The organism is Xanthomonas sp. WHRI 6108 (genome assembly GCF_040202385.2).
Lineage (GTDB): Bacteria > Pseudomonadota > Gammaproteobacteria > Xanthomonadales > Xanthomonadaceae > Xanthomonas > Xanthomonas arboricola.
In genome coordinates this window covers 1,073,885-1,095,476 of record NZ_CP168198.1, presented here as the reverse complement: position 1 = coordinate 1,095,476, position 21,592 = coordinate 1,073,885, and the positions used below count along the sequence as shown (strand labels likewise).

The 21,592-nt window shown below is 63.8% G+C and carries 16 protein-coding genes and 5 tRNA genes; all 21 read right to left on the bottom strand.

What is annotated here, in order from left to right; all coding sequences use genetic code 11:
* Window positions 1–114: 114 nt before the first annotated feature.
* Window positions 115–4,329: a DNA-directed RNA polymerase subunit beta' gene (rpoC, locus tag ABQ039_RS04665; protein WP_184612104.1), complete on the bottom strand. Its 4,215-nt coding sequence runs from the start codon at window positions 4,327–4,329 to the stop codon at window positions 115–117.
* Window positions 4,330–4,429: 100 nt separating this feature from the next.
* Window positions 4,430–8,581: a DNA-directed RNA polymerase subunit beta gene (gene rpoB, locus ABQ039_RS04660; RefSeq protein ID WP_024938570.1), complete on the bottom strand. Its 4,152-nt coding sequence runs from the start codon at window positions 8,579–8,581 to the stop codon at window positions 4,430–4,432.
* Window positions 8,582–8,875: 294 nt separating this feature from the next.
* Window positions 8,876–9,241, bottom strand: coding sequence for a 50S ribosomal protein L7/L12 (gene rplL, locus ABQ039_RS04655; RefSeq protein ID WP_008574194.1), 366 nt, complete (start codon window positions 9,239–9,241; stop codon window positions 8,876–8,878).
* Window positions 9,242–9,295: 54 nt separating this feature from the next.
* Window positions 9,296–9,829 (bottom strand): 50S ribosomal protein L10, encoded by a 534-nt coding sequence (gene rplJ / locus ABQ039_RS04650; RefSeq protein ID WP_016900680.1) that lies wholly within the window; start codon window positions 9,827–9,829, stop codon window positions 9,296–9,298.
* A gap of 549 nt (window positions 9,830–10,378) precedes the next feature.
* The gene (rplA, locus tag ABQ039_RS04645; protein ID WP_016900681.1) at window positions 10,379–11,077 is read right to left on the bottom strand and encodes a 50S ribosomal protein L1; all 699 of its coding nucleotides are present in this window, start codon (window positions 11,075–11,077) and stop codon (window positions 10,379–10,381) included.
* A gap of 3 nt (window positions 11,078–11,080) precedes the next feature.
* Window positions 11,081–11,509 (bottom strand): 50S ribosomal protein L11, encoded by a 429-nt coding sequence (gene rplK / locus ABQ039_RS04640; RefSeq protein WP_046345810.1) that lies wholly within the window; start codon window positions 11,507–11,509, stop codon window positions 11,081–11,083.
* Between the two features lie 199 nt (window positions 11,510–11,708).
* Window positions 11,709–12,266: a transcription termination/antitermination protein NusG gene (nusG, locus tag ABQ039_RS04635; protein WP_047128216.1), complete on the bottom strand. Its 558-nt coding sequence runs from the start codon at window positions 12,264–12,266 to the stop codon at window positions 11,709–11,711.
* 13 nt (window positions 12,267–12,279) lie between these two features.
* Window positions 12,280–12,690 carry a preprotein translocase subunit SecE gene (gene secE / locus ABQ039_RS04630; RefSeq protein WP_016900684.1) on the bottom strand — a complete coding sequence of 137 codons (411 nt, stop codon included), beginning with the start codon at window positions 12,688–12,690 and terminating at the stop codon, window positions 12,280–12,282.
* 49 nt (window positions 12,691–12,739) lie between these two features.
* Window positions 12,740–12,815, bottom strand: a tRNA-Trp gene (locus ABQ039_RS04625).
* Window positions 12,816–12,921: 106 nt separating this feature from the next.
* Entirely contained in the window at window positions 12,922–14,112 is a 1,191-nt protein-coding gene (gene tuf, locus ABQ039_RS04620) for an elongation factor Tu (protein WP_003486726.1), read from the bottom strand.
* A gap of 46 nt (window positions 14,113–14,158) precedes the next feature.
* A tRNA-Thr gene (locus tag ABQ039_RS04615) sits at window positions 14,159–14,234 on the bottom strand.
* Between the two features lie 33 nt (window positions 14,235–14,267).
* Window positions 14,268–14,341 (bottom strand) — tRNA-Gly (locus tag ABQ039_RS04610).
* 29 nt (window positions 14,342–14,370) lie between these two features.
* Window positions 14,371–14,456 (bottom strand) — tRNA-Tyr (locus tag ABQ039_RS04605).
* A 154-nt stretch (window positions 14,457–14,610) separates the two neighbouring features.
* On the bottom strand, window positions 14,611–15,702 hold the full coding sequence (gene ychF / locus ABQ039_RS04600) for a redox-regulated ATPase YchF (protein WP_054591844.1): 1,092 nt from the start codon (window positions 15,700–15,702) through the stop codon (window positions 14,611–14,613).
* A 74-nt stretch (window positions 15,703–15,776) separates the two neighbouring features.
* Complete coding sequence (gene pth, locus ABQ039_RS04595) at window positions 15,777–16,361, bottom strand: aminoacyl-tRNA hydrolase (RefSeq protein WP_065031994.1); 585 nt, start codon at window positions 16,359–16,361, stop codon at window positions 15,777–15,779.
* Between the two features lie 49 nt (window positions 16,362–16,410).
* Window positions 16,411–17,046 carry a 50S ribosomal protein L25/general stress protein Ctc gene (locus ABQ039_RS04590; protein ID WP_016900688.1) on the bottom strand — a complete coding sequence of 212 codons (636 nt, stop codon included), beginning with the start codon at window positions 17,044–17,046 and terminating at the stop codon, window positions 16,411–16,413.
* A 110-nt stretch (window positions 17,047–17,156) separates the two neighbouring features.
* Window positions 17,157–18,116 carry a ribose-phosphate diphosphokinase gene (locus tag ABQ039_RS04585; RefSeq protein WP_002811729.1) on the bottom strand — a complete coding sequence of 320 codons (960 nt, stop codon included), beginning with the start codon at window positions 18,114–18,116 and terminating at the stop codon, window positions 17,157–17,159.
* A 186-nt stretch (window positions 18,117–18,302) separates the two neighbouring features.
* A tRNA-Gln gene (locus tag ABQ039_RS04580) sits at window positions 18,303–18,379 on the bottom strand.
* A 3-nt stretch (window positions 18,380–18,382) separates the two neighbouring features.
* A complete protein-coding gene (ispE, locus tag ABQ039_RS04575) occupies window positions 18,383–19,270 on the bottom strand; it encodes a 4-(cytidine 5'-diphospho)-2-C-methyl-D-erythritol kinase (protein WP_154831527.1) in 888 nt (295 codons plus the stop codon).
* Window positions 19,252–19,905, bottom strand: coding sequence for a lipoprotein insertase outer membrane protein LolB (gene lolB, locus ABQ039_RS04570; protein ID WP_349778214.1), 654 nt, complete (start codon window positions 19,903–19,905; stop codon window positions 19,252–19,254). The genes ispE and lolB overlap by 19 nt, the downstream gene beginning before the upstream one ends.
* Window positions 19,902–21,590, bottom strand: a complete 1,689-nt coding sequence (locus ABQ039_RS04565; RefSeq protein ID WP_349778213.1) for a tetratricopeptide repeat protein — start codon at window positions 21,588–21,590, stop codon at window positions 19,902–19,904. The genes lolB and ABQ039_RS04565 overlap by 4 nt, the downstream gene beginning before the upstream one ends.
* Window positions 21,591–21,592 lie beyond the last annotated feature (2 nt).

Here is a 21,592-nt window from a genome sequence, read left to right as displayed (position 1 = left end):
CGTCAACTTCACGGAATTCTAACCCTGCTGGCCCATCCAAGGCCGGAAAACGGAGGGCCTCCTGCCCTCCTTTTCGCTTGGCTTACGGCGGTCTTGCGACCGCCGTCGGAGCGCTTACTCCTCGTCCGCGCCAGCGTCGGCCACGGCTGCGACCGGTTCGGCCACCGCCGGCTTGCCCGACAGCGTTTCCATTTCCGAGTCGGTCAGACCCGACGACTTGCGACGTCCGGCGTGGTACGCCAGGCCGGTACCGGCCGGGATCAGACGACCCACGATCACGTTTTCCTTCAGACCGCGCAGGTTGTCGCGGGTGCCGCGCACGGCAGCCTCGGTCAACACGCGGGTGGTCTCCTGGAACGAGGCCGCCGAGATGAACGACTCGGTGGCCAGCGAGGCCTTGGTGATACCCAGCAGCACCGGATCGTACTTGGCCGGCAGTTCGTTGCGCTTGACCAGGCGTGCATTTTCCTCGATGACGCGCTGGCGCTCGACCTGCTCGCCGTTGAGGAACTTGCTGGTGCCCTGGTCGACGATCTCGACCTTGCGCAGCATCTGGCGCGTGATCACCTCGATGTGCTTGTCGTTGATCTTCACGCCCTGCAGGCGGTACACGTCCTGGATTTCCTTGACCAGGTACGCAGCCAGCGGCTCGACACCCAGCAGACGCAGGATGTCCTGCGGGCTCGGCTCGCCGTCCACCACGGTCTCGCCCTTGGTCACATGCTCGCCTTCGAACACGATGATCTGGCGGTACTTCGGGATCAGCTCTTCGTGTTCCGACCCGTCGGTGTCCTTGATGATCAGGCGCTGCTTGCCCTTGGTGTCCTTACCGAAGCTGATGATGCCCGAGCGCTCGGCCAGGATCGCAGGATCCTTCGGCTTGCGTGCTTCGAACAGGTCGGCAACACGCGGCAGACCACCGGTGATGTCGCGGGTCTTGGACGCTTCCTGCGGGATCTTGGCAACCACGTCGCCCACGCCGACGGCGGCGCCGTCCTGCAGGTTGACAATGGAGCGCGGCGGCAACAGGTACTGGGCGGGCAGATCCGTATTCGGGATGGTCAGGTCGTTGCCCTTGCCATCGACGATGCGCACGATCGGGCGCAGTTCCTTGGCATGTGCACCGCGACGCTTCGGGTCGGTGATTTCGCGCGAGGCCAGACCGGTCAGTTCGTCGGTCTTCTCGATGACAGTGACGCCGTCGACGAAGTCGATGAAGCGGATGAAGCCGGCCACTTCCGACACGATCGGGTGGTTATGCGGATCCCAGTTCGCCACGCTCTGTCCGGCCTTGACCGCATCACCGTCCTTGGCGGTGATGGTGGCGCCGTACGGCAGCTTGTAACGCTCGCGCTCGCGGCCGTGGCCGTCGAGCACGGACAGTTCGCCCGAACGCGAGACAGCGACCAACGCGCCGCTGGCGTGCGCCACCGACTTGAGGTTGTTGAACTTCACCGAACCGGTGGTCTTGACGGTGATGTTGTCCACTGCCGCCGCACGCGATGCCGCACCACCGATGTGGAACGTACGCATGGTCAGCTGGGTACCCGGCTCGCCGATCGACTGGGCGGCGATGACGCCGACCGCTTCACCGATGTTGACCTGGTGACCGCGTGCAAGATCGCGACCGTAGCAACGTGCGCACACGCCGAACGAGGACTCGCAGCTGATGGTCGAACGCACCTTCACCGACTGCACGCTGGCGTCTTCCAGCTTGGCAACCCAGGCTTCGTCCAGCAGCGTGTTGCGGGTGACGATCGGCTCTTCGTCGTTGCCCGGCAGGTAGACGTCCTCGGCCACCACACGGCCCAGCACGCGCTCCCTCAACGGCTCCACCACGTCGCCGCCTTCCACGATCGGGGTCATGGTCAACCCTTCGGTGGTGCCGCAATCGACTTCGGTGATCACCACGTCCTGCGCCACGTCGACCAGACGACGGGTCAGATAACCCGAGTTCGCGGTCTTGAGCGCGGTATCGGCCAGACCCTTACGGGCACCGTGGGTGGAGTTGAAGTACTCCTGCACGTTCAGGCCTTCGCGGAAGTTCGCCTTGATCGGCGTCTCGATGATCGAGCCATCCGGACGCGCCATCAGGCCGCGCATGCCGGCCAGCTGACGGATCTGGGCCTGGCTACCACGCGCACCGGAGTCGGCCATGATGTACAGCGAGTTCATCGACTTCTGGTCGATGGTCTCGCCCTTGGCGTTTTCGACCTTTTCGGTACCGATGGTGTCCATCATCGCCTTGGCGATGCGCTCGCTGGTACGCGACCAGATGTCCACGACCTTGTTGTAGCGCTCGCCGGCGGTGACCAGACCGGACTGGTACTGCTCCTGGATTTCCAGCACTTCGGCTTCGGCCTCGGTGAGGATGCCCTTCTTCTCGTCCGGGATCAGCATGTCGTCGATACCGATCGACACACCTGCGCGGGTTGCGTAGGCATAGCCGGTGTACATCAGCTTGTCGGCGAACACGACGGTGTCCTTCAAGCCCAGCAGACGATAGCTGGAGTTGATCAGACGCGAGATGTTCTTCTTGGTCATCTCGGTGTTGGCCAGCTGGAACGGCAGGCCTTCGGGCAGGATTTCGCTCAGCAGCGCCCGACCGACCGTGGTGTCCACGATCGAGGTGCCGCTGCTGCGCTTGCCGTCAGCTTCCACGTCCACCTGGGTGATGCGGACCTTGACCTTGGCGTGCAGTTCCACCACGCGGTTGTCGTAGGCGCGCTTCACTTCGCTGGTGTTGGCGAACACCATGCCCTCGCCCTTCTTGTTCTCCAGGGCGCGGCTCATGTAGTACAGGCCCAACACCACGTCCTGCGACGGCACGATGATCGGCTCGCCGTTGGCCGGCGACAGGATGTTGTTGGTGGACATCATCAGCGCACGCGCTTCCAGCTGGGCTTCCAGCGAGAGCGGCACGTGGACGGCCATCTGGTCACCGTCGAAGTCGGCGTTGAATGCAGTACACACCAGCGGATGCAGCTGGATGGCCTTGCCTTCGATCAACACCGGTTCGAACGCCTGGATGCCCAGACGGTGCAGGGTCGGCGCACGGTTCAGCAGCACCGGATGCTCGCGGATCACCTCTTCCAGGATGTCCCAGACTTCGGCTTCTTCGCGCTCGACCAGCTTCTTGGCCGCCTTGATGGTGGTGGCCAGGCCGCGACGCTGCAGCTTGGCGAACACGAACGGCTTGAACAGCTCCAGCGCCATCTTCTTCGGCAGGCCGCACTGGTGCAGCTTGAGGTACGGACCGACGGTGATGACCGAACGGCCGGAGTAGTCCACGCGCTTGCCGAGCAGGTTCTGACGGAACCGGCCCTGCTTGCCCTTGATCATGTCGGCCAGCGACTTCAGCGGACGCTTGTTGGTGCCGGTGATGGCACGGCCGCGACGGCCGTTGTCCAGCAGCGCATCGACCGATTCCTGCAGCATGCGCTTCTCGTTGCGCACGATGATGTCCGGCGCATTGAGCTCGAGCAGACGACGCAGACGGTTGTTGCGGTTGATCACGCGGCGGTACAGATCGTTCAGATCCGAGGTTGCGAAGCGGCCACCATCCAGCGGCACCAGCGGACGCAGATCCGGCGGCAGCACCGGCAGCACGGTCATGACCATCCACTCCGGACGGTTGCCCGATTCCAGGAAGGCTTCGATCAGCTTGATGCGCTTGGTGAGGCGCTTGAGCTTGGTTTCCGAACCGGTGCTGGCGATTTCCTCGCGCAGGCGGGTCATTTCCGACTGCAGGTCGATCGTGCGCAGCAGCTCGTACACGGCCTCGGCGCCCATGGCGGCGTCGAAGTCGTCGTTGTACTCCTGGCGTGCGGTCAGGTACTGCTCTTCGGTCAGCAGCTGGCGGCGCTCGAGCGGGGTCAGGCCCGGCTCGGTGACCACGTAGGCTTCGAAGTACAGCACGCGCTCGATGTCACGCAGGGTCATGTCCAGCATCAGGCCGATGCGCGAGGGCAGCGACTTGAGGAACCAGATGTGCGCGACCGGCGAGGCCAGGTCGATGTGACCCATGCGCTCGCGACGCACCTTGGCCAGGGTGACTTCGGTGCCGCACTTTTCGCAGACCACACCGCGGTGCTTCATGCGCTTGTACTTGCCGCACAGGCACTCGTAGTCCTTGATCGGTCCGAAGATGGCGGCGCAGAACAGGCCGTCACGCTCGGGCTTGAAGGTACGGTAGTTGATGGTTTCGGGCTTCTTCACTTCGCCGTAGGACCACGAACGGATCAGGTCAGGCGATGCCAGCGCGATCTTGATCGCGTCGAAATCCAGCGTCTGGCGCTGTTGATTGAAGAGGTTGAGCAGGTCTTTCATTTGATATCTCCGGGTCGGAGGAATTTCGTAGCTGAGATGAAACCGAGGGCCTTACGTTCCGGATCCCAGCGCCGCGTCGCGGCGCCAGGATCCAGCTCGATCACTCTTCCAGTTCCATGTTGATCGCCAGCGAGCGGATTTCCTTCACCAACACGTTGAAGGATTCCGGCATGCCCGCGACCATCTCGTGCTCACCATCGACGATGTTCTTGTACATCTGGTTGCGGCCCTGCACGTCGTCGGACTTCACCGTCAGCATTTCCTGCAGGGTGTAGGCCGCGCCGTAGGCTTCCAGCGCCCAGACTTCCATCTCACCGAAGCGCTGACCACCGAACTGCGCCTTGCCGCCCAGCGGCTGCTGGGTGACGAGCGAGTACGGACCGGTCGAGCGTGCATGCATCTTGTCGTCGACCAGGTGGTTCAACTTCAGGTAGTGCATGTAGCCGACCGTGGTCTTGCGATCGAACGCTTCGCCGGTACGACCGTCGTACAACTGGGTCTGACCGCTCTGCGGCAGTTCGGCCAGTTCCAGCATGCGCTTGATCTCCGCTTCGCTGGCACCGTCGAACACCGGGGTGGCCATCGGCACACCATCGACCAGGTTCTTGCCCAGGTTGAGCAACTCCTCATCGCTGAACTGCGACAGGTCCACGCGCTGTGCATTGATCGCGCTGTCGTGGTTGTAGATGTCGTCCAGGAACTTGCGCAGTTCGCTGACCGCGGCCTGGGCTTCCAGCATGCGCTGGATCTTGCGACCCAGGCCCTTGGCGGCCCAGCCCAGATGCACTTCCAGAATCTGGCCGATGTTCATACGCGACGGCACGCCGAGCGGGTTCAGCACGATGTCGACCGGCTCGCCGGTGGCCATGTACGGCATGTCCTCGACCGGCACGACGTTGGAGACCACACCCTTGTTGCCGTGGCGGCCTGCCATCTTGTCACCCGGCTGGATGCGGCGCTTCACTGCCAGGAACACCTTGACCATCTTCAGCACGCCCGGTGCGAGGTCGTCGCCCTGGGTGATCTTGCCGCGCTTGTCGGCGAAGCGTGCCTCGAATTCCTTTTCGTGCGCCTGGATCTGCTTCTGCGCACGCTCGATGGCGTCTGCAGCGTCTTCGTCCTTCATGCGCAGCTGGAACCAATCGGACTTCTTCAGCCCGTCCAGATACGCGTCGGTGACGTTGTCGCCCTTCTTCAGGTTCGGACCACCGTTGGCGACCTTGCCCACGATCTGCGAACGCAGACGTGCGTAGATGGCCGCTTCCAGGATGCGGAACTGGTCGTCGAAGTCCTTCTTGACGCGCTTGATTTCGGACTCTTCGATCTGACGCGCACGCTTGTCCTTCTCGATGCCGTCGCGGGTGAAGACCTGCACGTCGATGACGGTGCCGTCCATGCCCGGGGGCACGCGCAGCGAGCTGTCCTTCACGTCGGACGCCTTCTCACCGAAGATCGCACGCAGCAGCTTTTCTTCCGGCGTCAGCTGGCTCTCGCCCTTCGGCGTGACCTTGCCGACCATGATGTCGCCGGCGCGCACTTCCGCACCGATGTACACCACGCCGCTCTCGTCCAGACGGTTCAGGGCCTGCTCGGACACGTTCGGGATGTCGGCGGAAATTTCCTCCGGCCCCAGCTTGGTGTCGCGCGCAACGCAGGTCAGTTCTTCGATGTGGATCGTGGTGTAACGATCTTCTTCCACCACGCGCTCGGAGAGCAGGATGGAGTCTTCGAAGTTGTAGCCGTTCCACGGCATGAACGCGATCAGCATGTTCTGACCCAGCGCCAGCTCACCGATGTCGGTGGACGGGCCGTCGGCCAGCACGTCGCCGCGTGCGATCACGTCACCCACGTTCACCAGCGGACGCTGGTTGATGCAGGTGTTCTGGTTGGAGCGGGTGTACTTGATCAGGTTGTAGATATCCACGCCGGCATCGGTGCCGCCGCCGATTTCTGCCTCGTTGACCTTGACCACGATGCGGGCCGCGTCGATCTGCTCGATCACGCCACCACGCAAGGCATTGACGGTCACACCCGAGTCGCGCGCAACCGCACGCTCGATACCGGTACCGACCAACGGCTTCTGCGAACGCAGCGTCGGCACGGCCTGGCGCTGCATGTTGGCGCCCATCAGTGCGCGGTTGGCGTCGTCGTGCTCCAGGAACGGCACCAGCGCCGCGGCGACCGACACGGTCTGCATCGGCGAGACGTCCATGAAGTGCACTTCGGCCGGCGGCTTGAGCAGCGACTCGCCCTGGAACCGGCACGGCACGAACTGCTCGGTGAGCATGTTCTTGGCGTCGGTCAGCGCGTTCGCCTGGGCGATCACGTACTCGTTTTCCTCGATCGCCGACAGGTACTCGACGTCGTCGGAGACCTTGCCGTCCAGCACCTTGCGGTACGGCGTCTCGAGGAAGCCGTACTGGTTGGTGCGGGCGAACACGGCCAGCGAGTTGATCAGGCCGATGTTCGGGCCTTCCGGGGTTTCGATGGTGCAGACGCGGCCGTAATGGGTCGGATGCACGTCGCGCACTTCGAAGCCGGCGCGCTCGCGGGTCAGGCCGCCCGGGCCCAGCGCGGAGACGCGACGCTTGTGCGTGACTTCCGACAGCGGGTTGTTCTGATCCATGAACTGCGACAGCTGCGAGGAACCGAAGAATTCCTTGATCGCGGCAGCCACCGGCTTGGCGTTGATCAGTTCCTGCGGGGTCAGGCCCTCGGACTCGGCCATCGACAGGCGTTCCTTGACCGCGCGCTCGACGCGGACCAGGCCCACGCGGAACACGTTCTCGGCCATTTCGCCGACCGAACGCACGCGACGGTTGCCCAGGTGATCGATGTCATCGACCACGCCGCGACCGTTGCGGATCTCGGTGAGCACCTTGATCACTTCCAGGATGTCGGAGGTGTCGGTGTGCTCGGCGACCAGGCGCTTGGATTCTTCGTCGTTGCGCTCGGCAAAGTACTTCTTGTCGTACAGCACCGACTCGCCCAGCACGTCCTTGCGGCCGACGCGACGGTTGAACTTCATGCGGCCGACCGTGGACAGGTCGTAGCGCTCGAAGGTGAAGAACAGGTTGTGGAACAGGTTCTGTGCGGCTTCCTTGGTCGGCGGCTCGCCCGGACGCATCATGCGATAGATCTCGACCAGCGCTTCGAGCTGGGTCTTGGTCGGATCGATCCGCAGGGTGTTGGACAGGTACGGACCGCGGTCCAGATCGTTCACCCACAGGGTGCCGACCGCATCGACGCCGGCCTTGCGGAACGCTGCCAGCTGGTCTTCGGTGATCTCGTCGTTGGCATTGGCCAGCAGTTCGCCGGTGGAGCCATCGACCACGTCGTGCGACAGGATGCGGGTGAGCAGATAGTCGTCCGGCACGGCCAGCGCGGCGACGCCGGCGGCTTCGAGCTGCTTGACGTGACGGGCGGTGATGCGCTTGCCCGCTTCCACGATGACCTTGTCGCCATCGGCCAGGTCGAAGTTCAGCGTTTCGCCACGCAGACGCTCCGGCACCAGCTCCAGCTGCACGCCTTCGTCCGGATTGATGTGGAACGTATTGATCTCGAAGAACTCGGCCAGCATCTCTTCGTTGCTGTAGCCGAGCGCGCGCAGCAGGATCGACACCGGCAGCTTGCGGCGACGGTCGATACGGGTAAACAGCGCGTCCTTCGGGTCGAACTCGAAGTCCAGCCAGGAACCGCGGTACGGAATGATGCGGGCGCTGTACAGCAGCTTGCCCGAGCTGTGGGTCTTGCCACGGTCGTGGTCGAAGAACACACCCGGCGAGCGGTGCAGCTGCGAGACGATGACGCGCTCGGTGCCGTTGACGATGAAGGTACCGTTGTCGGTCATCAGCGGGATTTCGCCCAGATAGACCTCCTGCTCCTTCACGTACTTGATGGCCTTGGTCGACGACTCGCGGTCGTAGATCACCAGGCGCACGGTCACGCGCAGCGGCGCGCCATAGCTCATGCCACGCTGACGGCATTCACGCTCGTCAAACACCGGCTGACCCAACTTATAGCCCACGTATTCCAGCGCGGCATTGCCGCTGTAGCTGGAAATCGGGAACACCGACTTCAATGCCGCGTGCAGACCGAGGTCCTTACGCTTGTTCGGCTCCACGTCTTCCTGCAGGAATTCGCGGTAGGAATCGACCTGGATGGCAAGCAGGAACGGCACTTCGAGAATCGAGCGCTGCTTGCCAAAGTCCTTGCGGATACGCTTTTTTTCGGTGAACGAATAAGACGTCATGAGTCTTCACCCTAGGCTGCGGGGGCCGCGTCGCGGCGGCCCTGAAATAACAAAATTGTCAGTTGGAAGTCGCTGGTATTGCCGGCACCAGCACGCCTTCTCCCGCTACTTCCAACTACCAACTCGGTGAAGCGGGGATTGGGAATCGCGTGATTGGGGATGCGCGAAGATTGCCTTCGAATCCCGAATTCCGCCTCTCAAATCCCGGCTTTCCATCAACGGCCAAAGGCCGGGAGCTTTACGCTCCCAGCCTTCAGTGCATCACCGTGAAACGCTGGCGATGCAAGGGACTGCTTACTTGATTTCGACAGTCGCGCCAGCTTCGGTCAGTTCCTTCTTGATCTTCTCGGCTTCGTCCTTCGACGCGCCTTCCTTCAGCATGCCACCGGCTTCGGTCAGATCCTTGGCTTCCTTCAGACCCAGGCCGGTCACGGCGCGGACGGCCTTGATGACGCCGACCTTGTTGGCGCCGCAGTTGGTCAGCACCACGTTGAACTCGGTCTGCTCTTCGACCACGGCAGCCGGGCCAGCTGCAGCAGCAGCGACCGGAGCGGCGGCGGAGACGCCGAACTTTTCTTCGATGGCCTTGACCAGCTCCATCACTTCCATCAGGGACTTCTCGGCGATGGCGTCGACGATCTGTTCGTTGGTAAGGGACATTGTGATTACCTTTAAATGATTTTCTGGATTGGGGTTCTAGCGAACGCTAGGACATCAAGCTTCGGCAGTCTCGGCGACCGGCGCGGCGGCTTCGTCGCCACCACCCTGCTTGTCGCCCACGGCCTTGACGGCACGGGCAAACATGGCAGCCGGTTCGGACAGCACGCGGGCCAGCATGGCCAGGGCCTGATCGCGGGTCGGCAGCGAAGCCAACACGTCGACGTGGCCAGCCGGGAACAGTTCCCCGCCGATGGACACGACCTTGGCCTGCAACTTGTCGTTGCCCTTGGCGAATTCCTTGATCAGGCGACCGGCAGCGCCGGGCTCCTCCATCGAAAACGCATACAGCAAAGGACCGACCAGCTTGTCAGCGACGACAGCGAAATCAGTACCTTCAACGGCGCGCGCAGCCAGGGTGTTCTTGACAACTTTCAAGAACACGCCGGTTTCGCGGGCCTGCTTGCGCATCGCGGTCATCTGGGAGACCGTGATGCCAGCGTATTCGGCGGCGATCAAGGAGTGAGCCTTGGCGGCGATGTCTGCCAGCTCGGCGACTACTTCTTGCTTCTGAGACAGATTGAGAGCCATTGCACTCCTCCGTTAAAGCCGGGATTCGGGATTAGCGATTCGGGATTCGCCAGAGCTGATGAAGCCGCTTCTGCCAATCCCCAATACCGAATCTCCAATCCCAGCTTCAAACTACTCCGCTCGCGGCTCCTGCCGGTTGCGGTCCAGGGCAGCCTCCTTCCTGGAAGCCGGGAACATCGACCGATGTTCCTTTGGTGGCCGTTCTAGACCTGGAGTGGGCTCGATCCGGGATGTCCCAGACGCGCGTAAACCAGAAAGCTCCAGAAGGGCGACACCATCTACGCCGGCCGGCTCTTGCGAACCTGATTAAGCGATCCCGCTGCATCGACGGCGACTCCTTGCCAAAGCGAGCATCCATGCCCGTCGTCGATCTGCGCTGACCGCGCCTGCGGTCTTTGACGGCTACCGCCGGACATGCCGGCGATCGCCTTCAAAATGTCCGTTACCCCAAAGGAGGGAACGGACTCCCAGCACACGGTGACCCGGGCCGGAAAAACGATGCTGTACTACACAGACGGGTCAGACCCATGACAGGCCCGACCCCTCAACTCACTTCAGCGCAAGGCTGGACTGGTCGACCGTCACGCCAGGGCCCATCGTCGAGCTGACCGACACCTTCTGCAGGTAGGTCCCCTTCGAGGTAGCCGGCTTGGCCTTGATCAGGTCCAGCAACAACGCTTGCAGGTTCGACTTCAGCGCTTCGTCATCGAAGCTGGCCTTGCCGATGGTGCAGTGGATGATGCCGGCCTTGTCGGTGCGGTAACGCACCTGACCCGACTTGGCATTCTTGACCGCTTCGCCCGGGTTGGCCGACACGGTGCCGACCTTCGGGTTGGGCATCAGGCCGCGCGGGCCCAGCAGGGTGCCGAGCTTACCGACGACGCGCATCGCGTCCGGGGTGGCGATGACCACGTCGTAGCTCAGATCGCCGGCCTGCATCTTCTCGGCCAGGTCGTCCATGCCCACCGCCTCGGCACCAGCGGCCAGGGCTTCGTCAGCCTTGGCACCGGCCGGTGCGAACACCGCAACGCGCACGCTCTTGCCGGTACCGGCCGGCAGCACGGTGGAACCGCGCACCTGCTGGTCGGACTTCTTGGCGTCCACGCCCAGGCGCACGGCAACGTCGATCGACTCGACGAACTTGGCCTTGGTCACGGTCTTCAGGATCTTGATTGCGTCTTCGAAGGCATAGGTCTTGCCCGGAACGACAGCGGCCGCAATGGCCTTAACGCGCTTGCTCTGTGCCATGTCTTAGCCCTCCACCGTCAAACCCATGCTGCGGGCAGAACCCGCAATCGTGCGCACTGCCGCTTCCAGCTCGGCTGCCGTCAGATCGGCTTCCTTGACCTTGGCGATTTCTTCAAGCTGCTTGCGCGTCACCTTGCCCACCTTGTCGGTGTTGGGGCGCTTGGAGCCGGAGCTCACGCCTGCAGCCTTCTTGAGCAGCACGCTGGCCGGGGTGCTCTTGGTGATGAAGGTGAAGGTACGGTCGGAGTACGCGGTGATGACCACCGGCGTCGGCAGACCCGGCTCCAACTTGGACGTCGCTGCGTTGAACGCCTTGCAGAATTCCATGATGTTCAGACCGCGCTGACCCAGGGCAGGGCCGACCGGCGGCGCAGGATTGGCCTGACCGGCCTTGACCTGCAACTTGATGTAAGCAGTTATCTTCTTTGCCATTTCGATACTCTCCGGGTGCTAGCGCCTTGACTGCAGGCTCCCCATCGGACCGGGAAATCACGTGTCCCGGCTTCACGTTTCTGACCACACGCAGATGGCTGCCATGCGGCAGCCATTGGTTCCCGGCGGTTCGCCAGGTCAGCGAGCCGCGCACTATAGCAGCATTCAAGGCGGGCGCCTAGACGGCGCCCGGCCGGCGTCAGCCCTTCTCGACCTGGCCGAACTCGAGCTCGACCGGCGTGGAGCGACCGAAGATGAGCACGGCAACCCGCAGCCTGCTCTTCTCGTAATTGACCTCTTCCACAACGCCATTGAAGTCGTTGAACGGACCATCGGTGACGCGCACCATCTGACCCGGCTCGAACAGCACCTTCGGACGCGGCTTCTCGACGCCGTCCTGCACACGCTGCAGGATCGCATCGGCCTCTTCGTCGCGAATCGGCAGCGGACGGTCGGCGGTGCCGCCAATGAACCCCATCACCTTGGAAGTTTCCTTCACCAAGTGCCAGCTTTCATTGTCGATGCGCGGGATACCGGCCTCTTCGTGGGTCTCGATCTGCACCAGCACGTAGCCGGGGAAGAACTTGCGCTCGGACCGACGCTTCTGGCCGGCGCGCATTTCGATGACCTCTTCGGTCGGCACCAAGACGTCGCCAAAACGGTCTTCCATCTCGGCACGGGCGATACGGTCACGCAATGCCTGCGCAACAGATTTTTCAAAGCCTGAATAGGCGTGAACGACATACCAACGCTTCACTGCTTGATTCTCCTCAACGAGCCAGGAACCACTGCGTGAGCTTCTGGATGACAAAGTCGAAGCCGCCCAACAGCAAACTCAGAATGATCACAACGACAATCACGACCCAGGTGGTGCGGATGGCTTCCTGACGCGTCGGCCAGACCACCTTGCGCAACTCGAACCTGGATTCGGACATGAATTCACGGGTTTCCCGGCCCTTGCCGGTGCCCAAAAACACGAATGCGCCAGCCACCAGCCCCACGATCACTGCCAGCGCACGCAACTGCGGCGTCCAGGCACCAAACTGGGTGGCGCGCTCGGGCGCAGAAAACCAGAACCACACAAACAACCCCGCGATCACCAGGAGCGCGGAGATGACGTATTTCACGATGTCAGCGCTGGCAGCAGACGCGCTTTTGGAAGGCTCGATTTTGCTATTCATCCGGCTCTAGTTACCGATCTGACCCGAATCGCTGGGCCGGAAAGAGGAGTGGCACGCCAGGAGGGACTCGAACCCCCAACCTGCGGTTTTGGAGACCGCTGCTCTGCCAATTGAGCTACTGGCGTATGTACTCGTTTACCGCAAACCCTAAGACAACGAAGGCGGACCGCGGTTCAGCCGGCCCGCCATTCGTTTGGCACCAGCCGCCGCGAGGCGACTGGATGCAGGCACTTACTTGATGATCTTGGCAACCACGCCGGCGCCGACGGTACGACCGCCTTCACGGATGGCGAAGCGCAGACCTTCGTCCATCGCGACCGGGTTGATCAGGGTCACGACCATCTTCACGTTGTCGCCCGGCATCACCATCTCCACGCCTTCCGGCAGCTGGCAGGCGCCAGTGATGTCGGTGGTGCGGAAGTAGAACTGCGGACGGTAGCCCTTGAAGAACGGGGTATGACGGCCACCCTCGTCCTTGGACAGCACGTAGACTTCGGCTTCGAACTCGGTATGCGGCTTGATCGAACCCGGCTTGCACAGCACCTGGCCGCGCTCGACGTCGTCACGCTTGGTGCCGCGCAGCAGCAGACCGGCGTTGTCGCCTGCCTGGCCCTGGTCCAGCAGCTTGCGGAACATTTCCACACCGGTGACGGTGGTCTTCTGGGTGTCGCGGATGCCGACGATTTCGATTTCGTCGCCGACCTTGATGATGCCGCGCTCGATACGACCGGTCACCACGGTGCCGCGGCCGGAGATCGAGAACACGTCTTCGACCGGCATCAGGAACGGACGGTCGACGTCGCGGGTCGGCTCCGGAATGAACGAATCCAGCGCCTCGACCAGCTTCAGGATCGCCGGCACGCCGATGTCGCTCTGGTCGCCGTCCAGCGCCAGACGCGCCGAACCGTGGATGATCGGGGTGTCATCGCCCGGGAAGTCGTACTTGCTGAGCAGCTCGCGCACTTCCATCTCGACCAGCTCGAGCAGCTCGGCGTCGTCGACCATGTCGGCCTTGTTCAGGAACACCACGATGTGCGGCACGCCAACCTGACGCGAGAGCAGGATGTGCTCGCGGGTCTGCGGCATCGGGCCGTCAGCAGCCGAACACACCAGGATCGCGCCATCCATCTGTGCCGCACCGGTGATCATGTTCTTGACGTAGTCGGCGTGGCCGGGGCAATCGACGTGCGCATAGTGACGGGTCGGGGACTCGTATTCGACGTGAGCGGTCGAAATCGTGATGCCGCGCGCCTTCTCTTCCGGCGCCGCGTCGATCGCGTCGTACGCCTTGAACTCGCCACCGAAACGCTCAGCACCGATCTTGGTCAGCGCGGCTGTCAACGTGGTCTTGCCATGGTCGACGTGACCGATGGTGCCGACGTTCACGTGCGGCTTGGTGCGCTCAAATTTAGCTTTTGCCATGGGTGCGTGTCTCGGTAATCGTTTGGAGTTGAAGACGATTGAGTAGTGGTGCTCACGAAAGGAATCGAACCTTCGACCTCCTCCTTACCAAGGAGGTGCTCTACCGACTGAGCTACGTGAGCGAGTTTTGTATTATGCCATGCATTTGCGTTCAATGGAGCGGGAGACGGGAATCGAACCCGCACCATCAGCTTGGAAGGCTGAGGTTCTACCGTTGAACTACTCCCGCGCCGGGAACTGCATGCCACAACATGAAACTGGTGGAGGGAGGTGGATTCGAACCACCGAAGGCGTAAGCCAGCAGATTTACAGTCTGCCCCCGTTGGCCGCTTGGGTATCCCTCCAGCTTTTACTACCGGACCGGTGCGCGATGAGGCGAATTCGGTTCGGGGTGAAGCAGCCCGTTATTTTGTTGTGGGATGCATGCGGTGTCAACAAAAATTTTGAGCAGATCATCACTACCGAAGACGCGCGACTACCGGGGTCGCGCGCAACCGGTCAGACGTTGAAGCGGAAGTGCAGCACGTCGCCTTCCTGCACGCGGTATTCCTTGCCTTCCAGGCGCAGGCGCCCGGCATCGCGCGCACCGGCTTCGCCGCGGTGCTTGATGAAGTCGTCGAAACCGATCGTCTCGGCACGGATGAAGCCCTTCTCGAAATCGGTATGGATCACCGCTGCCGCCTGCGGCGCGGTCGAGCCAGCCCTGACCGTCCACGCACGCACTTCCTTGACGCCGGCAGTGAAGTAGGTCTGCAGGCCAAGTAGCTTGTAGGCGGCACGGATGACGCGATTCAGACCCGGCTCGTCCAGACCCAGATCGGCCAGGAAGGTGTCGCGGTCCTCGTCGTCGAGCTGCGACAGCTCTTCCTCGATCGCTGCCGAGACCGGCACCACTTCCGCACCTTCGGCCAACGCATGCCGACGCACCGCGTCCAGGTGCGGATTGTTCTCGAAACCGTCCTCTAGCACGTTGGCGATGTACATCACCGGCTTGAGCGTCAACAGGAACAGGTCGCGCACCAGCGCCTTTTCATCATCGTCCAGACCGGCTGCACGCCCCGCCTTGCCATCGGACAGCGCGGCCTGCAACTTGGCCAGCACCGGCTTGCGCGCCGCAGCATCCTTGTCGCCGCCCTTGGCGCTGCGCTCGGCACGGTTGAGCGCCTTTTCCACGCTGTCCAGATCGGCCAATGCCAGTTCGGTATCGATGGTTTCGATATCGCTGATCGGGTCGACCTTGTTGTTCACATGGATGACGTCGTCGTTTTCAAAGCAGCGCACCACGTGGGTGATCGCATCGACTTCGCGGATATGCGCCAGGAACTTGTTGCCCAGCCCTTCACCGCTGGCCGCACCCGCCACCAGGCCGGCGATATCGACGAACTCAACCGCGGTCGGAATCAGTTTCTGCGGCTTGACGATCTCAGCCAGTTGATTGAGGCGCGGATCCGGCACCGGCACGATGCCGACGTTCGGCTCGATGGTGCAGAACGGAAAATTGGCCGCAGCGATGCCCGCCTTGGTCAGCGCATTGAACAGGGTCGACTTGCCGACGTTGGGCAGGCCGACGATGCCGCATTTGATACCCATGGGTCACATCCGGGATTTGGGATTCGGGATTGGAGATTCGCCATGCCGCACGGCTGCAAATCCCCAATCCCCAATCACGCATCCCTGCTGGTATGCAGGCGCTTCATCGCCTCGTTGAAATTACCTTGCAGTGCCAGCGGCAGGACATCGATGGCCGCGTCCACCGCAGCGCCGATTGCCGCGTCGTCGTCGCGCCCTGCCCGTCCCAACACCCAAGGCACCACGCGGTCCTTGTGGCCGGGATGGCCGATGCCGATCCGCAAGCGATGGAATTTACCGTGCCCCAGCAGGCGAATGGTGTCGCGCAGGCCGTTCTGGCCGCCGTGACCGCCATCGAACTTGAGCCGCGCGATGCCCGGCGCAAGATCCAGTTCGTCGTGTGCAACGAGCAGTTGCTCCGGCTCGATCTTCCAGAACCGCAACGCGGCGGTGATCGATTTGCCGCTGAGATTCATGAAGGTGGCCGGCTTGAGCAGCCAGACCGATTGCCCGGCGATCTCGACCTTTGCGGTCTCGCCGAACAACTTGGCGTCCAGCCCCCAGCGCACGCCATGGCGTTCGACGAGGGCATCGACGAAACGAAACCCGGCGTTGTGCCGGGTTTGCGCGTGTTCCGGACCGGGATTCCCGAGTCCGACAATCAGGCGGAGTGCAGACATGCCAGTGACCGCAGCCGATCCCGCGCAGTGCGAGGGATCGGCCGACGGCTTACTTGGTCTCGGCGCCTTCGCTGCCTTCTTCACCGGCAGCGTCTTCTTCCTCGATCCGCACGTGCTTGGCAGCAACCACCGCCACGTCGTGCTCCTTGCCCAGCTTCAGCTCCGGAATTTCCACACCGGCCGGCAGCTTGATCTCGGACAAGTGGATCACGTTGCCCACTTCCAGGGCACCGAGGTCCACTTCAATGAACTCCGGCAGATCCTTCGGCAGGCAGACCACCTGAACTTCGTTGAGTTCGTGGGTCACGACCACTTCGCTGGACTTACCGGCCGGCGAGGCCGCTTCGTTGATGAAGTGCAGCGGCACGGCGGCGCTGAGCTTCTCGTTGGCGCTGACGCGCTGGAAGTCGATGTGGATGATCAGCTGCTTGAACGGATGGCGCTGCATGTCACGCAGCAGCACCTGCTGCACGTCGCCATTGAGGTTCAGGTCGAGGATCGACGAGTAGAACCACTCGTTCTGCTGGGCAAGCCAGATCTGCTCATGGTTGAGCTGGATGCTGACCGGCTCGAGTTCGCCACCGTAAACGATGGCCGGAATGACGCCAGCGTGACGTAGGCGGCGGCTCGCACCCTTCCCCTCGTTCGCGCGGCGCTCGACCTTGATTTCGTGAGTCTTTGCCATGTTGTTTCACTACCTAGATTGGAATACCGCCTCGCGGCGATGAAGCGTCTCACCCGCGACCAGGCGAGACGTGGTACCGGCACCCGGAACTCCGGGCACCGAATGCGGCATCAGTCGACGTAGAGCGAACTCACCGACTCGCCGAAGGCGATGCGGCGAATGGTCTCGGCCAGCAGTTCGGCCACGCTCAGCTGACGAATCTTGGCGCAGGTGCGCGCAGCTTCGTTCAGCGGAATCGTGTCGGTGACCACCAGCTCGTCGAGCTGCGAATTGTTGATGTTGTCCACTGCCGGGCCGGACAGCACCGGGTGGGTGATGTAGGCCACCACCTTGAGCGCGCCGCGCTGCTTCAGCGCTGCAGCGGCGGCGCACAGGGTACCGGCGGTGTCGACCAGATCGTCGACCAGCACGCAGGTCTTGCCCTGCACATCGCCGATGATGTTCATCACCGTGGCGACGTTGGCGCGCGGACGGCGCTTGTCGATGATGGCCAGATCCGCATCGTCCAGGCGCTTGGCGACGGCGCGCGCGCGCACCACGCCGCCCACGTCCGGCGATACCACGATCAGGTTGTCGGTGCCGTAGGCGCGCCAGATGTCGGCCAGCAGCAGCGGCGAGGCATAGACGTTATCGACCGGCACGTCGAAGAAGCCCTGGATCTGGTCGGCGTGCAGATCGACCGTCAACACGCGGTCGGCCTCCATTGCGCAGATCATCTTGGCGGCGACCTTGGCGGTGATCGGCACGCGCGAGGAGCGCATGCGGCGGTCCTGGCGCGAGTAGCCGAAGTACGGGATGACCGCGGTCACCGACGCGGCGCTGGCGCGCTTGAGCGCGTCGATCAGCACCAGCAACTCCATCAGGTTTTCCGCGCTCGGCGCGCAGGTCGGCTGGATCACGAACACTTCCTGCCGGCGCACGCTTTCTTCGATCTCGACCTGTACCTCGCCATCGGAGAAGCGCGTGACCAGCGCCTTGCCCATGCGAACGCCGAGCTCCTTGCAGATGCTCAGGGCAAGCGGCTTGTTGGCATTGCCGGAGAACACCAGCAGGTTACGTTGGTCTTGCATGGGATCTCTCGGGCGGCGGCAAAGAGCGTGCGGGCGATGATGGAGCTGGACAAAGCCGACCAAATGCCGGGCTTCTTGTTCAATCCCCGCACATGGATGTGCGGGCTGTTGCAGAGGGACCTGCATATACGGCTGTTGCAGGGGACCTGCATGTACGACTGTTGCAGAGGGACCTGCATCAACAACTGGCAGGGGCGGTAGGATTCGAACCTACGAATGCCAGGATCAAAACCTGGTGCCTTGGGCCTCTTGGCGACGCCCCTGCATCAAACCTGTCTCGCGTCCAGCGCGTTGAGCAGTGGCGAGTGCGCTGCACCTTCCACGACCCACGCCCTCAGGTTGTCCGGCAACTGCGCCATGGCCTGCTCTGCAGCAGCGCGCGTGGCGAATTCGACGAAACACCCGCTCCCCGACCCGGTCAAACGCGGCGTCCCGATCCTGGACAGCGCCTGGAACACTGCCTCGATGGCGGGTTCACGGCGCCGCAGGACCGGCTCGAACGCATTGTCGAGCAGGGAACCCGAAGCGAAGTCCGCTATTTTCACGGGCGCAGCATCCCGCGTCAATTCCCGTGATTGAAATAAGACCGGGGTGGGCACGTGAATTCCCGGATCGACCAGCACGTAGGACGCCGCCGGGAGACCGATCGGGGTCAGTCGCTCGCCGACACCCTCGGCCCAGGCATTGTGACCGCGCACGAACACCGGTACGTCGGCGCCCAACCGCAGCCCCAACTCGGCCAGCGTCTGGACCGGCAAGCCCAGGCCCCACAAGGCATTCAGCGCAACCAGCACGGTGGCGGCATCCGACGAGCCGCCGCCGAAGCCGCCGCCGGCGGGGATGCGCTTGTCAACCCGGATGTCGGCGCCGGCCTGCGTGCCCGCGCTGGATTGCAGCAGGCGCGCGGCCCGGATGACCAGGTCATCGGCTTCCGCCACGCCGGGCAGGCTGTCGCCGATGCGCCGGATCAGCCCGTCGTTGCGCACACGAAGATGAATGGTGTCCCCCCAGTCCAGCAGCCGGAACACGGTCTGCAGCAGGTGGTAGCCATCGGCGCGGCGCCCGACAATCTGCAGGAACAGGTTGAGCTTGGCCGGCGCAGGCCACGCCGACCAGCCCGTCTCCACCGCGGACATCAGGGCGATACCGTCCATTGATCGACCAACAGGCGCACCTTGGCCTCGCCGTCGCGGGCTTCGATGCGCTGCGGCAGCTCGGGTTGCCCGGCGCCGGCCGGCGCCCAGGCGAGAAAGTCGATCGTCCAGCCATCCTGCTGCACGGTACGCGGCCGCCCGGCCGCATCCAGATCGGCGCGTTCGGCACCCGCGTCGGCGATGCGCAGCGCGCGCACCCAGTCCGGCATCTGGTTGACCGGGATGGTCCACCCGGTCGCTTCCAGCAGCACCTGCTCGGCATCCGGACCGCTGCGCGGGCCACCGTCCAGCCCTTCCAGGCGTCCGGCGCCGCTGGCGGTGTCGCCGGTGAGCACCCAGCTCTGCCGGGTTACCGGCGCACTGAGCTGCACGCGATACTGCGCACCGTCCTGCTGCCAGTCGATGCGGCCACTACCACCATTGCTGCCCTTGCTGATCGCCACCCGGCCCTGGAACGACCAGACCGGATGCGCCTGCAGCCAGGCCTGGCGTGCGGCTTCGGCCTGACGCGCACCCTCGGAAACCTGCGCGACCACTGCGGCGCCACCGCCCTGCCCGCGCGGCACGCTAACGCAGGCCGACAGCCCGACCAGCACCAGCCCGCTCAGGGCCAGTGTTCGGATCGTCCCGCTCATAGTCCGAATTTTTCCACGGCGCGTTGCAGCGCGCGGTTGTCCGGATCCAGACGCCGCGCCTCATCGAAGTAGCGCCGCGCTTCGTCCTGCTTGCCGCTGACCCACAGCACCTCGCCCACGTGCGCGGCGATTTCCGGGTCCTTGACCAGCGCCCAGGCACGGCGCAGTTGCACCAGGGCTTCCTTGGTGCGGCCCATGCGATACAGCACCCAGCCGTAGCTGTCGACGATGGCCGGGTTGTCCGGGTCGGCGGTGCGGGCGCGGTCGATCAGCGCCAGCGCTTCCTTGTAGCGGGTGGTGCGGTCGGCCAGGGTGTAGCCCAGCGCGTTCAGCGCCGCCACGTTTTCCGGTTCGGCCACCAGGATCTTGCGCAGATCTGCCTCGGCACGCGCGACGTCGTCACGGCGCTCCCAGGCCAGGCCGCGGGCGTACAGCAGCGCGCCGTCGTCCGGGTAGGCGGCCAGGCCGCGCTCGAAGGCATCCAGTTCGCCCGCTGCGTCGTCGGCGCGCTGGTGCAGCTCGGCTTCGAGCACGTAGGCGTCGCGACGCGCGTCGTCGTCGGCGCTGGCATCGCTCTGCAATGCGCGCGCTTCGGCGAGCGCCTCGGGCTTGCGGCCCAGTTCGTACAGGGCGCTGGCGGCGCGCAGGCGCGCTTCGCTCAGCTGCGGGCCGCCGGGCACGCCGCGATACCATTCCACCGCCTCGTCGTAGCGCTTGAGGAATTCGGCGATCTTGCCGAGCAGCAGGCGGCGGTCGGGGTCGGGCTTGGCGGCATTGCTCTTGAGCTCGCCGTACAGCGCCTCGAGCGCAGTGCGATCCTTTTCCTTGGCCAGCATGGAGGCACGCAGCCCGTAGGTCTGGGTGTCCTGCGGCCCGGTCGACAACACCCGTGCGGCGGCTTCGGTCTGCCCCATGGCGTCGTAGGCAAATGCCAGCGCGCCACGCAGCTCGGAATCCTTGACCGCCTGCGGCTCGACATTCTTCAGCAGTGCCAGCGCTTCGTCGTTCTTGCCTTCCTGCTGCAGCTGGGTGGCGTGCAACAAGGCCACGCGCGGCTCTTCGGGGAAGCGGCGCACCACTTCGTCGACGATGCGCTTGGCCAGCGCCGGGCGCTCCATGCGCAGGGCGAGCCGGCCGAATTCCTGCCAGGCTTCGATCTGATTGGGGATGGCGCCGGCCTTGACCAGGTCCTCGAGCACGTCGGCGGAGGCTTCCGGCTCGCGCCCGCCATTGGCCAGGGCGATCAGGGCGAAGCGCCAGCCGCGCGGGTCTGGCTCCTTGAGCAGGCCGAGCAGATCACGGCGGGCGGTACGCAGGTCGTTGCGGCGCAAGGCCAGCGAGGCTTCGGTACTGCGCATGGACATCGACGAGGGTGCGCGTGAGCGCCACAGCGCCAGGGCCTCGATCGCACGCGGGTCGTCGTTGGCCAGCATCGCGATGCGGGCGGCGCGTTCGGCCAGCCCGGCATCGCCGGCCTCGGCCTTGGCGGCGTCCAGGTAGGCGCGGGCGGCATCGTCCAACTGCCCGGCCTGCAAGGCGAATTCGCCGGCGAGCACCGGCTCCAGCGAGGTGGTGCCAGCGCGACCGGGCGGCGGCGCGGGCGGTGCTTTCTTGGGTGCTGCAGTGGCGCTGGCGGAGACTGCGACCAGCAAAAGAACACACAGGATGCGAATCGGTACAGGCATCG